We start from the raw sequence: 16599 nt of genomic DNA on the forward strand, positions 1-16599 counted from the left end.
TTTATATATTAATTCAAGATTATATTTTTATATGGCTAATTCATACTGGTAATCTTATAAATAAATTACCAATATAATATTCTTTACTCTCTATATGTTTTTCTTCTATAACTCTTATATTATCAAATATAGCTTTTACATCAATTTTTCCATATCCCCACTCTGGATTTGGATATAAATCCTCAGTTTTCTTTAAAGTACCACCTATTAAATATGTTTTAAGCTTTGATGCATACAAATTACTATCATTTCCATTTACAATTCCCCACTGAAATATAAGTGCTGAACACCCTGCTACAATAGCTGCTGAAACACTTGATCCAGTTATAACTTGTGTTCCTCCTCCTACAGTAGTAACTACTGCTCTTACTCCACCAGCAACTATCTCAGGTTTAACCCTATTATCCCTCGTATAACCTCTACCAGATTCTTTCACAATACTATCATTATTTTGATTATAGTATCCTACTGTTATAGCTGATGAAGATGAAGATGGTGTAGTTAAAGTTATATACGGAGCAAACTTCAAAAACTTAGTTTCTGGAGCCAACAGTTCTCTTTCAAGTAAATAAGCATCATATTTACCAACTATAATTAAATCCCCTATAAGTTTAAAAGTCCATATACCTTCTCTTATATTCCTAGCCTTTATTGAAATTTTTTCCTCTCCACTTACCGTTTCTGGTATTAAATATTCTATATACATAACAGTGCTTTCATACAAAAATTTAATTTCTGTTATTTTATTATTAGTTGGTGGTATCCTATCAATAATTTCCCCAGAAGGAGAAACTATTGATAATGAAACCTTATCAGGTTTAGAAATCCAAATTTCAAATTTAATATTCTTTTGGTTTTTATCTATTTTAAGTTCAATATCTTTTACATCCCCTGTACTCTCTATTATTCCAGAATTATGATTACTTCCATCACCTTGATTACCTATTGGCATAATTACAGCTATCCCTTTAACTTTTGAAATATCATCTATATATCTCTCAATGAATGATAATCCATTACGAGGTCCAAGATTTGAGCCTAGGGGCACCAATATTACCATGGGTGTCTTAATTTTAGGTACCAACTCATATAAATACTTCATAGCTGCAAATATAACTGATGTTGAATAAGCAACCTTATCTCCATATACTCCATACTCATCTCTATAAGCAGATACTGCTGGGCTTAGTTTTACAATTGCCAAGTTACACCTTGGAGCCACTCCTCTAAGTGATGGATTTACCCCTCTTGCACCTATTAAGCTAGCCATATTAGTTCCATGTCCATCCTTATCTTTCGTAGGAACTATCTTATATGGATCTTCACCATTCTTCTTAGCATTAATAGCTCTATTTATCTCTTCATTAGTATACTCACTTCCCCCATACTGACCTTCAGGCACTTTTCCTGTATAAATATCCTGATCCCAAATACTTATAATTTTTGAAGTTCCATCTTCATTAATAAACTCTTCATTTAAATAATCTATTCCAGTATCAATAATTCCAACAGTAATACCTTGACCATCTAAAGGTAAATAAACACTATTATAAAAACTACTCGCCCCTGATGCTTCTATAGGTGAAATATCACATAAAGTATGTAATAAAATAGTAACTACATAAACAATTACATCAAAGAGCTCATCAAATATCTTTCTTAATCCTTCTAAATTTGTTTGAGCTGCTATTATTGCACGGTTTTTATCAGCTATAAAAACTCTAGCATTAGGTATCTTCTTTATGGCTGCTTTAATATCTCCCTGATACTCTATTGTAGCAAAAATAGTACCTGGTAATGTAAAAAACGTGGTATCATCAATATTTTCAAAACTCATATTTTTCTGTTCAATTCTTGATTTATTTAATAAGTTCAATTCTTCATTCAACTTATAATCTCCTATGTTAATCTCCCCCAGTGAATAAAGCTCTATACTATTAAAATATTCAAACATTTCTCAATAAACACCTTATATTTATAATTTATTAAAATTTAAAATAAAAAAATGCGTTTCTATAAATTCCATAGAAACACATTTTCTCATATAATAACATAAATCATCTATTTTACTTTTTATTATCACTTAAAATATCCTCTAATTCTTTTTTAAAAATATCCACCATTGTTCATTAAATCCATCAATAGCAAACTCTTCACATTCCTCTAACTCACTTAGCCATTTACGTGTGATTAGAACAAAATTCTCCCATATATCTTCTGGATAACCTAACTCTAAGTCAAATTGAAACATGTAGTGATTAATAATTATAAATCCGTCTTTTTTTAACACACCTAACAAACTCTTTATTAAGTTTAGAAATGGTAGTTTTACACTTTCCTCTAATGAGTTATTCTTATCTTCCCTTTTCATTATTTCAATCATTTTTGGTAATATTTCAATCCAGTTTGAATAAACAGTATCTATTCCTTCATCTTCACATAATATAGCTTGAACTATATCATTTACACTATGTTGAAAGGCTATTATGTCGACTTGCTCTTCACCTAAATATTTTTTTATATTTGCAGCATCATCATCAATAAGTGTAATTCTAATAGGCAAATCTTTTGTTTTATTTGTTAAACTACTATTTAATTCTTTATTCATATTTGCAGTAATATAATGACTGTTAATATTATTTCTTGCCATCATTTGTGGAATCATATCTGCATCTCCAGATGCAATTTCAAGTAAATTCAATCTGTTGTCACCCATTAAAATATTTACACATTCAGCCCATTTACTTCTAAAATATAGCTCATTTATAACAGTAAATTCAAAAATAGGTTTTTCTAATAAATTTCTTAACTTTTGATTTTTCTCTTCATTCGACATTAATTTAAATTCCTTAAATTCAATGTCATTTAAATACTTTTTAGCATTTTCTTCTGAAATTACAATTTCATTAAAATTATCTAATGGTTTCATAAAATAACACCCCATCACCAAAATATTACAATAATCTAATTTTAACATATGTACCAAAATAATAATTTGTATTTTTTCTAGAAATGTAGCATAAATATTATATTCTTTTCTATAATTTAAGGTCCAGATATCTAACTTATCCATTAAAATTTGAAAAAATAATTTTTATATTACCTTTGTTTACATTATCTATTTGCATATTTTATCTAAATAATTATATAGCTTTTCTAATAGGAATGTTTATTTCTGTTAAATACTCGTCTTCGCTTTTTACAATTAATGAATCAAATAAGGTCCACTCATATGAATCTCCATCAACATCATATCCATTTTCTTCTATATATTTTAATAATCTATCATAGGATTTAAAAGTTGTTTCATAGCTACCAATATGATTTATACATGCATATAGCCCTTTTGGCTTAATAGTAATTTTTTCACTTTTTATACTTTTGTCTACCTTAATAAAAAGACTGCTTATCTTCGTATATCTCTTATTAATTATATTTTCTTTACTAACAGTAGCTCCTAAAGAATATCCTGAATATATTTTATTTTCATTACAGTATTTTATGAGCTCCATGGCGTTAAATATAATATCAGTCTCAGAATTACATCTAAATCTATTTAATATTAATGACTCTGTTTCCATTTCTTTTATATATATTGCATTATTTAACCCAATTTTTATTCCTTTATTAATTACATCTATTTTATTTTTAATATTTCTACTTATATCATCTAACTCCTGTATTTTCTTCTCAATTTTTTTATACTCATTAGTTAACATATCAACTGCTTTTTGAGGCGTTCTCTTATCCAAATAACTTCTAATATCTTCTAAAGACATTCCAACATCTCTCAAAGTAATTAATGTACAAATAGTATCATATTGACTTAAAGCATAAAATCTAAAATTATTCTCATCTTTATATGCTGGTTTAAAAATTCCTATATTATCATAATATATTAATGTTTGTTTAGATATATCGCATAACTTTGCAAATTCACCTGTTGCAAAATATTTTTTTGAACTATTCATAAAAATTACTCCTTTATATATCTTGTATACACATTCTTACACAAGTTTATTTTAAAAAATTGCTTGCCTATATAGTTACTATATACCTTATTATACAATAGGACATGTTCCTAATACTAAACTCTCTAAATAAATTATGCTTTTTATATAAAAAAATAAAGGAGGCTATCATCATGGAAGCAAATTTTTCTAAGAAAGTTACTTTTCTTAAATTTTTAAAAATTATATCACCAGCCATTATATCTATGGTATTCATTTCATTTTATACTATTGTGGATGGTATATTTGTATCCGTACTTGTAGGTTCCGATGCTTTAGCTAGTATTAATATAATTCTTCCTGCTATAAATCTTATATTCGGAATTGGTATAATGTTTGCTATTGGAGGAAGTGCTATTGTATCTATAATGCTTGGTCAAAGTAAAAATGAAGAAGCAAATAAAGCTTTTTCTTTCATTTTTATATCAGCAACATTAGTTGGTATTATAATTTCAGTTTTAGGTTCTATATTTATTAAAAATATAGCTACTATTCTTGGCGCTACCGAAGTTATTTTACCTTATGCTGAAGCCTTTGGTAAAATAATAATTTTATTTGCACCTATATTTATAATAAAAACCTTATTTGAATTTTTTATTAGAACTGATGGAAATTTTAATTTTAGTCTTTTATTATCTATAATCTCAGGTATAGTAAATATTATATTCGATTATATTTTCATATCTATATTTAATTTTGGAGTTGCTGGAGCAGCTTTAGCAACTGGACTTGGAGTTTTAGTTGCAGCTATCATGGGATTTTATTATTTCTTATCTTCTAAGTCAAATCTAAAATTTGGAATTCCAAAAGTAGATTTTAAATTACTTATTAAAGTCATAATTAATGGATCTCCTGAATTGGTTACGGAACTTTCTACTGGAATTACAACTATAATTTTTAATATGCTAGCATTAAAATATGCTGGTGAAAAGGGCTTAGCTGCATTAACAATCATACTGTATGCTCATTTTTTAATGGTATCAACATATTTGGGACTTGTAGCTGGAATTACCCCAATCCTTAGCTTTAATTATGGTGCTAAAAATATTGATAAAATAAAAGAAACCTATAATTATTCAAAGAAATTTATCATAATTTCATCTATTATAGTATTTATTATATCTATAGCTTTTTCACCCATGTTAGTTGGTATATTTGTAACAACTAATAATCCTGTTTTTAATATAGCTTTAAATGGACTTAAACTATTTGCTATTGCATTTTTATTTATTGGTATAAATGTATTTGCATCTGGGTTATTTACTGCATTTTCAAATGGTAAAATTTCAGCAATATTAGCCTTATGTAGATCATTTGTATTTATAATAATTGGTGCAGCAATATTACCAAAATTATTAAACATAAATGGCTTATGGCTTACGGTTCCGTTTGCTGAATTATTAACTATTCTACTTTCATTAACATTTTTAAGAAAATATAAAAAGATATATCACTACTAAAAAACTTTACTTACTTTTTTGTAACTTGGTTACAAAGATTTCAGTACTTGTTTTACTTAAAAATCACTAATATAATAACCTACATGAATAAATATTATTGTTAGGAGTTTTTAAATATGATGAATGTTAATTTAGAAAAATGTGTTGGTTGTGGACTTTGCTCAAAAGATTGTATCGCTTACGATATTGAATTAGTTAATGGAAAAGCCAATATAAAAAATGAAACTTGTATTAAATGTGGACATTGTATAGCTATTTGTCCAAAAGAGGCTGTATCAACTGATGAATATGATATGAATGAAGTAAAAAAATATACCAAAGAAGATTTTACTATTGAAGCTGAAAATCTTCTAAACTTTATTAAGTTTAGAAGAAGTGTAAGAAACTTTAATAATAAAGATGTTGAAGATGAGAAAATTAATAAAATTATAGAAGCAGGTAGATTTACTCAAACAGGCATTAACAGTCAAAATGTTTCTTATATAGTTGTTAAAGATAAACTTCAAGAGTTAAGAAAATTAGTACTAGAATCACTTAAAGAAAAAGGTGAGCATATACTTACAAATCAAAATATAACTGATAATAGATTAAAAAGATATGCTTATATGTGGATTAAAATGTATAGTGACTTTTTAGAAAATCCTAATGGCAGTGATAGGTTGTTCTTTAAGGCACCTCTAGTTATTCTTGTAACCTCCCCTGATTCTGTAAATGCATCATTAGCCTCTTCAAATATGGAACTTATTACAAATGCATTAGGTCTTGGCACTTACTTTAGCGGTTTCTTAGCTAAGGCTGCAGAAGGAAATAAAAAAATTAATGACTTTCTTGGTTTAGAAGAAAATCACAAAATCGTAACATGTATGGTAATAGGTTATCCAAATATAAAATATCTTAGAACTGTTCCTAGAAAGAAATCTTCTATAACTTGGTTATAAAAAATTCGTCAGCAATGAATACTCCTTTCATTGCTGACTTTTAATTATACACTATTATTGATATACTTTTCATTCCCAATAATCTCTATTCTTAGTTTTATAAGTTTACTTTTAAAATGTTTTCTTATTATAAATAATATTCTTTACAAGCAAATAACTAAGTTATAAAATAATATATTAGTATACTATAAAAAAGAAATGGAGTTCAATATGAATAACTGTCCAATAGAAAAAATATCTATGAATGAAAATGCTATACATTTAGCCTTAAATATAATAAGTGGAAAATGGCGTTTAAAAATACTTTGGGAAATATATACAAACAAAGTTATACGCTTTAATCAATTACAAAAAAATTTAGATGGTATTTCTAATTTAATGCTTACTCGTTGTCTGAAAGAACTACTAGAATACAAATTAGTAGATAGAAAACAATTTAATGAAGTACCACCCCATGTTGAGTATTCTTTAACTGACCTCGGTATGTCTTTATGCCCAATATTACGCTCTCTCGAAAAATTTGGATACGATGTTATAAATCAAACACGAAATAATTAATCCTATAAATAACAAAAGTCTATATAATGTTGAACATTTTTGTTCAATCTTATATAGACTCTTTAATATATACTTTTCTATAATAATCTAAAATTATATTTTTCAAGAACCCACTTAGGCACTACAAATCTAGCTGTTTTTAAAGGATCCACTACTTGACATATTTCAGTATTACTGGTTATGCTAAATAACATTGATATGTCCTTTATTTCAAGATTAACTCTTTCCTTTACAATATTAAGCATATCGTGAACTGCTGTATATACAGCCTTATCAATACTTTTCTCTGAAGCTATTGTAGAAATGAATTCATTGTTTTCAAGTAGAGGATTATTTAATTTTAACTCATTAATTACTTCTAACTGTACCGTTACAAATGCACCTATTTCTGCTCCAGCTCCCCCAATTTCACCATCAGCCATAACTGCATGAACATCTCCTAAAGCAAAATAGGCACCATCTTTAAATATTGGAAAATAAATAGTAGCACCTTCTTCTACCATAGTATTATCCATATTACCACCATGAGAGCCTGGAGTCCCTGTATTAATCTCCTCTTCATTTGGAGCCACTCCGATTACTCCAATCATTTTTTTAACTGGTATTTCTAAATTATTATCAAAAATTATTTTGTCATTCTTTATGTCTACAACCTTACAATGTTGCCCATTCATCTTATCTCCAAGAACTCCAATATCTTTTCCTGTAGCTATAACAGCTTTTTCCTTTATATTAATTTTTTTAATAGTAACTTTAAGTACATCTCCTTTTCTGGCCCCTTCTATATATATAGGACCTGTTGCAGGATTAACCTTGTCCCATTCCATATTGTACATAAAATCTTCTTCACTTTTTACTAAATCTGAAAAACAATCCTTTGTTTCTATTTCAACAACATCCCCTGAATTAACTTTTAATACATATTCATGTTTATTAGAAAAATTAAAAATTGAATTTGAGTTATTAAGATTATGAACCATTTTAACACCTCTTCTATAATTATTTCCATTTGTATAAACTATACAACTTATTTAAGTTTAATTCAATATGTTAAAACCTTAGTTAATTTTATGCCCTAAATATAATCATTAATATAGATACTATTATTTAGATACAGTTTATTAAAAATAACTATTAGTTTTTAGTCACTTCTTTATAATCATTCTTCTTATCTCTCAAATCATACATTGATCCAATTGTAAGCCCAGCACTTATTCCTATTATGAAACAAAGCGTAAATTCATTAAAAATAATTCCAAATATTATTCCTAATGACGTTCCAAATACTATTCCTAGATTTGTAGCTTTGCTTTTATTTTCTTGCTTTTTATTTGTCATTTAATTTCCCCTCTAAATATTATTTTAAATAACTTATCTTTAAAATAATTTATAACATATATTTTTATACTAAATATTAATTATTTTAAACCTACAGTAGATATTAAAAATATCACCAACAATATCTGCTTCTATATTGCCATTCATTCTTTCAACTAATCCTTTTACAATAGCTAAACCAAGCCCTGATCCTTTTCCTGAACGTGTCTTATCTGCCATGTAAAATCTGTCAAAAACCTTTTCCACATCATGATTAGTTAAATTTCTAATATTATTACTAACTTTTAGTATTGCTATACTTTCTTCTATTTCTAAAGAAATAGAAATTTTATCCTTTGCATATCTAATAGCATTGCTTAATAAATTTTCTATCACACGTTCTAATGATTTATGCTCCGCTATAATATATACATCTTCCTCTAAAATTTGTATATTAGGAGTTATGCCTATATTTATAAAATCAGAATATCTCCCTAAAACTATTTCTTTTATAATTCTATTAAACTTTACTTTTTCTAAATTTATTTTATAATCTAAAGATTCTATTAAAGAAAGTTCATAAAAATCATTAAGTAATACCTCTAATGATTTTGCTCTTCTTTCTGCTGTCTCTAAATACTCTTTTTTTTCTTCCTCACTTGTATTATCAAGTTTTAAAAATTGAATATAACCTATAATAGATGTTAATGGTGTTCTAAGGTCATGTGAAATATTTGCAATTGTTTGTCTTAAATCATTTTGAAGCTCAATTTCTCTGATTTCACATTGTTTTTTTAAATCTAAAGTAATATTTATATTTTTAGCTAATTCTTCAAGTTCTTTATTTATCAAACCTACAGTTAACTTTTTATCTTCCTTATTTCTATTAATATCTATAATCTGCTCATTTATCCCCATTACTTGCCTTCTTATAAGAAATAAACGTATAAATAAAAATATTATTATAATTATTAAAATTGCTATAATAAGAATCATACATTTATCCGCCTTTCCTTATCTTATATCTGCTTTTTCAAAAAAATATATACTTAAAAAAATTGAAACTGCTATTGTAATTAAAGATATTACTATCACCTTTGTCCCTTGCAAAATGCTAAGTTTCTCTGCCACAGCGTTCACCTTTTGTCCAAATATAATATTACTATAAATTAAATCAACAATTGAGTTTCTTATTGCAAAAGCTAACCCAAACCTGTTAATTGAGTCCAATACTATAAGCGAAATTATAACAAGCGTAGAATTTTTACAAATAACTGCTATCAAAACTGCAATACTTGATAAACCAATATAGACAAGTAACATAAGCATAAATACCCTTATTATAAACATAAGAGTATTTAACGTAATAGCTTCTCCATATCCATTAATAAATGTATTTATTATTGTTATTAAAATAGGAGATATTAAACTTATAATTGTAATTCCAATATAATAAACTATAATCTTTGCCATAAGAATATCTCTTCTTCTATGCCCATAAACAATTAAATTCTTTATATACTTAGAGCTAAACTCGTCAGCTATGTAAAAAGCAGTAAATAATCCTACTAACATGAAAAAACCTATGACATCCTGTGTCTCAAATACAGTAATTAATACTTGTTTTCCAGTCATAGTCTGACTAAATATTATAGGACATAAAATACTTTGTAATACACTTAAAAATATAACTGCTAAAAATGTTTTCGAGGTTTTTAGCTTGTATAATTCAACTTTTATTAAATTAATCATCTAAAACACCTCCTATAACCTTCGAAAAATATGATTCTAAACTATCTCCCATAGGCATTATTTCCTCTACTATAATTCCTTCACTAAATAATAATTTAGCTACTGTGCCTGAATTATCTACATAATCATGTAATTTAATGATATTATTAGGTAATACTGTGAAATTAGATGTTTTTAACTTTGTATTTAATATAACTGTTGCATTAGGTATATTATCTACTTTAATATGAAGAAATTTTTTACATTTCTCATCTAATTCTTTATCTGTTATTTGCTCTATTAATTTTCCTTTATGAATTATTCCATAACAATTTGCAAGTTGATGTAATTCCTCTAATATATGACTAGATATTAGAATTGTAACTCCCACTTCTTTATTTAACCTTTTTAATAATTCCCTTATTTCAATTATCCATACCGGATCTAACCCGTTAATAGGTTCATCTAATATCAAAAATTCTGGATCTCCAAGCAAAGCCATTGCAATTCCCACTCTTTGTTTTGTCCCTACTGAAAGATTTTTTATCTTTTTATCCTTAAAATCTACTAAATCCACTAATTTCAAAACCTTTTCTATACACTCTTTCCCTGGTATTCCTTTATGAAGTCTTTCTATCTCTAGGTTTTCATAAACAGTTTTATAGTAATATGGAGCAGGTGTCTCTATAAGGCACCCCATCCTACTGCGTTCTTTCTGTATTTTTTCAACATTACTTTCTCCAAATAGCTCAATATTTCCATTATAATTTGTTACAAGTCCTGATATAACTCTCATTAATGTAGTTTTTCCTGCACCGTTTAAGCCTATAAGTCCATAAATTTGTCCTCTTCTTATTGACATATTAATGCCATCTAACACATTTGAATTTTTATAAGCTTTAGTAACTCCAAAGGTTCTTAATATAATACTATCCATTTAAAGCCTCTCTAAGTTAGATATTTTTTCTATTCATTATAACACAAGCTAATGCAAAAAATACAATTCCATAACCTAGCATAACAATAGATTCAGTTACAGTATACATACCTTTAGCAAAACCCATGTTTGCTATATAAAATGGTAAATTTCTTATAATTTGTTTTATTTCTTCACTTCTATTTGATCCTAATGCATTATTAAAAAGTACTAATATTAAATCAAAATACAAAATATAACAAGTAATACCTGTAACTATAAAATTAGAAGTAATAACTGAAACTAATAATATAAAGGACCCTATAGTAAAAACATAAATATTAAATGTTAAAAAATTACCGAATAAATTTTTAAAATCAAAGGTACCACATACTATTAACACAATTTCATAAAATATAAAGCATATAGTAGTTACAAATATGAAGCTAACTAGTTTGGAAATCATTATTTGGGTTCTACTAAATATACCTGTAAATATTATCTTATCTGTTTTGTTTGAAAACTCATGTGTTAATGAGAAACTACTAATAACTAATATAATGAAAGCAATTAATCTTAACGCTGCTTGTGGAATCAAATTTTTATCCATAAATTTAGAGTATAATAATAAAATAGGACTAAGTGCTAGTAATGAAATAGTTGCCATTTTTAAAAAATTTCTTTTCTTTATTTCCAATGTTATAAGCTTTAAAACTCTTTCCAAGACAATTCACCTACCCCTTAACTACTTAATCTCTCTTCTATTAATGACAAAAGTAGCTGAAACAAAGAATATTAATGTCCAAGCTAAATTTATTATTACTGCTTTTATATTAAATATTCCCTGTGTTAACAGTACTATATTATAGAAGGGTGTCTGCAAATAAATGAATAATTTATTTGCAACTTCTGGATGCCTAAAAATCAATGTTACAATACCTGCCGTATAAAAATTTATCATACTAATAAATAGTATAAAAAATAGCACTGTCTTACTTTCATTAAACATTATAGAAGATATTAAAAACATCAGACTTCCAATACAAAGAGCTATAACAATATAAGTGATAAATAACTCTAAATGATTAAAAGCTAAAAATCCAGAAATTCCTATCTTCTCATATAAAATACATGATGCTACCACATTATTTATCTCAATTATAAGTGCAAAAATTATCCCCCATATTATTAAAGATATTGCCTTTGTTATCATTATTTCTATTCTACTAAAAATTCCTGTAAAAACAGTTTTAGTTGTATTAAAAATTATATCATTTCTAAGTAATGAAACTGTACTATATAGTATTACTATAAATAAAAACCTTCCTATCTCGAATGCATATTCACTAAGACCATATCTTGAAGGCCTAACTAAAAATACCCACATCATTGAGTAAATAAAAGCTATACTAATTCCAAGCATAAACTTCTTTGAATACGCTATATTTTTAACATTAAGCCAAGATATTTTTAATAACCCTTTCATTTTTATTCCCCCATAGTCCTTAAATATTTTTCCTCTAAACTTTCACTTACCTCATAGACACTTCTAAGTGGTATATTAGCTTTACTTATATTTAAAACTAAGTCTTCTAAATGTTTAGGATTTAAAACTATCTGTAACTTATCTTCGCCTAATATTTTATATTCAATCTTCCTTTCATTAAAAAAGTTCCTTAATTCTTCTATTTTACTTGTTATAAAAGCAATAGTAGTATTATCCCTTTTTACTTCTTTTAAATTTTCTATTTTAACTAATTTTCCTTCCTGTATAAAAGCAACTTTATCACACATTAACTCAATCTCAGAAAGAATATGACTTGATATAAATACAGCTGTATGCTTTTCTTTTGCTATATATTTTATAAACTTTCTAAGCTCTGGAACTATTGCAGGATCTAAGCCATTAGTTGGCTCATCTAATATAAGTATAGGTGGATATGATAAAACAGCCTGTGCAACCCCAAGTCTTTGCTTCATACCCAGTGAATACTTTTTTACCTTCTTATTTACATAGTCCTCAATCCCTAGTTTCTTAACTATTTCATTAATTTCATTTTTATCTTTTAACCCAGATATTTCTGAAAAAAACAATAAATTTTCATAGCCTGTTAAATCTGGATAAAAACCTGGTGTTTCTATTACACAACCTATTTGTTTTGTATCATGTTTTATATTCTCCTTTATATTTTCATTTTTTATAAAAACATCACCATTATACTTTTTAATAAGTCCAGTAATAATTTTCATAAGCGTAGTCTTACCAGCACCATTAGGTCCTACAAGTCCTATTATTTCTCCCTCCCCTAATGATAAATTAACTTTATCTAATACAACTTGTTTTCCATAAACTTTAGTTATATCTTTAATTTTTAATATTTCCTCCATTAACAATCTCCTCCAAATATTTTTGTTTGAGATTATTTTATAAATGGAAACATAAAGAAACTTAAAGGAAAGCTTAAGAAAACCTTAAGTTTATCCTTTAAGTTTATAACCCATTCCCCATATAGTTTCTATGTATTCTTCTTCTTTGTTAGCCTTTTGAAGCTTACTTCTTACATTACTCATATGAACATTTACTGTATTATCATCACCTAAATACTCTTCATCCCATATAGTTTCAAATAGATTTTCCTTTGAAAATACTTTTTTAGGATAACTTAAAAATAACTCAAGTATTTTAAATTCTCTTGCTGTAAAAATTACTTTCTTATTATTTACGTATACTTCTTTAGTTTCTTTATTGAGGATAATATCTTTAAATGTTAAAGTTTTCTTTATAGTTGTATTATTAAACTTAGTATATCTTCTAAGATTTGAATAAATTCTTGCCCATACTTCATCAATATCAAATGGCTTTGTAATATAATCGTCTGCTCCTAATTTAAGTAAATTCACTTTATCATCTTTATGAATTTTAGCTGAAATCACTATTATTGGCATTTCTTTAGTTTTTCTTATATTTTCTAATAACTCTTCTCCAGTGATTCCAGGTAACATTAAATCAAGTAAAACTAAATCAAATTCATTATGTTCTATTTGTAACATAGCTTCTGTACCTGAATAAGCCTGTACAGCATTATAATCATTTTTTCTAATAAGAGTAGCTAACATTTTGTTTATATCATTATCATCTTCAACTATTAATATGTTTTTATTTTTATTCACAATAAATTTGCACCACCTATTACATCTGTATTTGAATATTATACTAATTATACAATAAATAAATCCAGTATATTATAAAATAAAAAGTGGACTTAAATAATTTTCCTTCTACATAAATAAAATTAAAATAGTTGGAAATTATATAGGTCCACTTATTTTTAAAAATTAACATTTATTGATTTTAGAATTAACTCTACCTTTTCCCTGCTAATTCTAAATAATATATTAAACCTTAAATTTTGAAACTAACTCTACAAGTCTCTCATTTCTCTCTTTAACATACTCTGAAAGTTCTTTAGTTTCATGTGACTTTTCTGCTACTAAAGTAGATTTTTCAGCAATAGTAGTAGTTCCACTTGCTCCTTCATTTGCCGCTGCTGTTATATTATCTATGACACTTACCATACTTTTTATTGAATTAAAAATCTGGTTTGATGCATTATCAAATTCTAAAACCATGTTTTTAACAAAGTCAGCATCATTACTATACTTATCTATTGCCTTAAGCATATCATCATAATCTTTACTAACATTGTTTGTCATATGGTCCATCATACCATTTGCACTATCTGCAAGATTCTTTACTGATGATATTACAGTTTCGGTTATCTTTTGAATTTCAGAAACTGCATCCTTAGAATCTTCCGCAAGTTTTCTTATCTCATCAGCTACAACAGCAAATCCCTTTCCAGATTCTCCTGCTCTTGCAGCTTCTATTGCTGCATTAAGAGCTAAAAGATTAGTTTGGTCAGTTATTTCCATTATTGTATTTGAAAGTGTAGTGATTTGCTCAACTGATTTTGATTCTTCTAACGCCTTTTGAAGCCTTTCCCTTGTTTCTTCATAAATCTTGAAGCCCTTTTTTTCTGCTTCTATAAAGTTTAATCTTAAATTTTCAGCTCTCTCATCAATTTCTTGAGCTGATTTAGTACCTTCTTTAGCCTTATTAGCTATTACACCTACTGAACTTTCTATTTCATTTGATGTAGCATTCATTTCCTCTGTAGCTGCAGCTGTCTCTTCCATACTAGCTGATAACTCTTCAGTAGTGGCTGCAACATCTTCTATGTTTGAATTTAATTCTTTTATATGGCTTGCAGTATCTAAAACCGCATTTTCCATATTTGAAGCTTCTTCTTTAACCCCTATAACAAGCTCTCTAATAGAACTTTGCATCTTGTCCATTGATCTTGAAAGTCTACCTATTTCATCACTTTTATTTAAGAAACTTTCAGGTATTTTCGTTGTAAAATCAGCATTAGAAATTAACTCTAGTTGATTGCAAGTAACAGCTATAGGTTTTACAGTTTTCTTAACTAATAAGAAAATTAATATAATTATTATTAAAGTAATAATTACATTCATAGTCATTATTATTCTAAATAAATTATTATATTCAGCATACATATTTTCATCTGTAATAACTGATATAAAAGCCCATTTACTATCTATTTCAGCTACAGATATAGGTGCACTAGCTTTTAAAGATGACTCCCCTGTTACTGATGATTTCTCATATACAGTAAAACTTTTACCACCTCCAACTTTATTAACAAGATTTTGCTCTTCTTTGTCTATATCAAGTAAATTTTTAGTAACTATCTCTGATTTCAAAGCATTTGTAACTATTGTTCCCTTATCTGTAATTATTGTCGCATAACCTCCCATAGGTTTTGCTTTAACTGTTTTATCTTGCAAAGTTTTTAAATCAATATCAACTCCTACAGTACCTATAAAATTTTCATTTTCATCAAGTATAGGTATTGTTAATGTAGTTATTAAAATATTTTTACCATCTACTTCATACATATATGGTTCTATTAAACAACTTTTCTTAGTTTTCTTTGGAAGAAGATAATAATCTCCAATACCTTCTTTATCATAAGATTTACACGGTTCTATTTTTATCTTTTCATTTGTTCTCACAACATAAGGAACAAACCTCCCTGTAGAATCATGTCCTTCTTTATTTATGTAAGCGCTGTCTTTTCCATCAAAAGCATTAGGCTCCCATACAGTATGTACTCCTATTATACGTTTATTTTTTTCTAATGTATCATTTAAAAGACGTATTATTTGTTCTCTATCTAAGCCACCAGATTTCTTACAAAATAGAACTGTATCTCTTATGCCTTCAGCAGTAGCTTGTGCTACCTTTAAATCTCCTCTTATATCCTTTGCAAAAGCACTTGATACTTGTTTTGCTTGTTCAGTTGCTTGATTATAAGAACTTTTTTTAACCTTATTAAGTGTAATTCCTCCTATAAGAATGACCCCTATAAACACTATTGTGCCAAGTATAATACTTAATTTGGTTGCCAAATTTAATTTTTTTAACATGTTAGTTTCTCCTTTCAAATTATGTATATAATTACTTGTCCAATCTATACCATTCTACATTTTTTTTCATAATCCTTTAAATAAACTTATTTTTTTTATTTATTTTCCCAATTTTATAATTATTACTAATATTTTATTTAAGAATTGATTTAATATAA

Annotated in this window: 16 protein-coding genes; 3 read left to right on the plus strand and 13 right to left on the minus strand. The window is 26.7% G+C overall.

The window, feature by feature from the left end:
* Positions 1–40 precede the first annotated feature (40 nt).
* From BUB01_RS03380 to BUB01_RS03390, 3 genes are all read right to left on the minus strand, one after another.
* Complete coding sequence (locus BUB01_RS03380) at positions 41–1954, minus strand: S8 family peptidase (RefSeq protein ID WP_072985272.1); 1914 nt, start codon at positions 1952–1954, stop codon at positions 41–43.
* Positions 1955–2095: 141 nt separating this feature from the next.
* Positions 2096–2929, minus strand: coding sequence for a hypothetical protein (locus BUB01_RS03385; protein WP_072985273.1), 834 nt, complete (start codon positions 2927–2929; stop codon positions 2096–2098).
* 214 nt (positions 2930–3143) lie between these two features.
* Positions 3144–3971, minus strand: a complete 828-nt coding sequence (locus tag BUB01_RS03390) for a MerR family transcriptional regulator (RefSeq protein WP_072985274.1) — start codon at positions 3969–3971, stop codon at positions 3144–3146.
* A 173-nt stretch (positions 3972–4144) separates the two neighbouring features.
* On the opposite strand from BUB01_RS03390, the gene BUB01_RS03395 reads away from it, so the two are divergent.
* The 3 genes from BUB01_RS03395 (at position 4145) to BUB01_RS03405 (ending at position 6966) form a co-directional block, all read left to right on the plus strand.
* The gene (locus BUB01_RS03395) at positions 4145–5470 is read left to right on the plus strand and encodes an MATE family efflux transporter (RefSeq protein ID WP_072985275.1); all 1326 of its coding nucleotides are present in this window, start codon (positions 4145–4147) and stop codon (positions 5468–5470) included.
* A gap of 116 nt (positions 5471–5586) precedes the next feature.
* Entirely contained in the window at positions 5587–6408 is an 822-nt protein-coding gene (locus BUB01_RS03400) for a nitroreductase family protein (protein WP_072985276.1), read from the plus strand.
* A gap of 210 nt (positions 6409–6618) precedes the next feature.
* The gene (locus tag BUB01_RS03405; RefSeq protein ID WP_084108273.1) at positions 6619–6966 is read left to right on the plus strand and encodes a winged helix-turn-helix transcriptional regulator; all 348 of its coding nucleotides are present in this window, start codon (positions 6619–6621) and stop codon (positions 6964–6966) included.
* 77 nt (positions 6967–7043) lie between these two features.
* Here the strand turns inward: BUB01_RS03405 and BUB01_RS03410 are convergent, their stop codons facing one another.
* From BUB01_RS03410 to BUB01_RS03455, 10 genes are all read right to left on the minus strand, one after another.
* Positions 7044–7946, minus strand: coding sequence for an acetamidase/formamidase family protein (locus BUB01_RS03410; protein WP_072985277.1), 903 nt, complete (start codon positions 7944–7946; stop codon positions 7044–7046).
* Between the two features lie 154 nt (positions 7947–8100).
* Positions 8101–8304: a hypothetical protein gene (locus BUB01_RS03415; RefSeq protein ID WP_072985278.1), complete on the minus strand. Its 204-nt coding sequence runs from the start codon at positions 8302–8304 to the stop codon at positions 8101–8103.
* 69 nt (positions 8305–8373) lie between these two features.
* Positions 8374–9201 (minus strand): sensor histidine kinase, encoded by an 828-nt coding sequence (locus tag BUB01_RS03420; RefSeq protein WP_242958356.1) that lies wholly within the window; start codon positions 9199–9201, stop codon positions 8374–8376.
* Between the two features lie 96 nt (positions 9202–9297).
* Positions 9298–10035, minus strand: coding sequence for an ABC transporter permease (locus tag BUB01_RS03425; protein WP_072985280.1), 738 nt, complete (start codon positions 10033–10035; stop codon positions 9298–9300).
* Entirely contained in the window at positions 10028–10951 is a 924-nt protein-coding gene (locus BUB01_RS03430; protein ID WP_072985281.1) for an ABC transporter ATP-binding protein, read from the minus strand. The genes BUB01_RS03425 and BUB01_RS03430 overlap by 8 nt, the downstream gene beginning before the upstream one ends.
* Positions 10952–10967: 16 nt before the next feature.
* Positions 10968–11654 carry an ABC transporter permease gene (locus tag BUB01_RS03435; RefSeq protein ID WP_072985282.1) on the minus strand — a complete coding sequence of 229 codons (687 nt, stop codon included), beginning with the start codon at positions 11652–11654 and terminating at the stop codon, positions 10968–10970.
* 21 nt (positions 11655–11675) lie between these two features.
* On the minus strand, positions 11676–12416 hold the full coding sequence (locus BUB01_RS03440; RefSeq protein ID WP_072985283.1) for a hypothetical protein: 741 nt from the start codon (positions 12414–12416) through the stop codon (positions 11676–11678).
* A 2-nt stretch (positions 12417–12418) separates the two neighbouring features.
* Positions 12419–13318 (minus strand): ABC transporter ATP-binding protein, encoded by a 900-nt coding sequence (locus BUB01_RS03445; protein WP_072985284.1) that lies wholly within the window; start codon positions 13316–13318, stop codon positions 12419–12421.
* 90 nt (positions 13319–13408) lie between these two features.
* Positions 13409–14101 (minus strand): response regulator transcription factor, encoded by a 693-nt coding sequence (locus BUB01_RS03450; protein WP_072985285.1) that lies wholly within the window; start codon positions 14099–14101, stop codon positions 13409–13411.
* Between the two features lie 225 nt (positions 14102–14326).
* Positions 14327–16441, minus strand: a complete 2115-nt coding sequence (locus BUB01_RS03455; protein WP_072985286.1) for a methyl-accepting chemotaxis protein — start codon at positions 16439–16441, stop codon at positions 14327–14329.
* Between the last annotated feature and the right edge of the window lie 158 nt (positions 16442–16599).

This window comes from Clostridium cavendishii DSM 21758 (assembly GCF_900141845.1).
Lineage (GTDB): Bacteria > Bacillota > Clostridia > Clostridiales > Clostridiaceae > Clostridium_AG > Clostridium_AG cavendishii.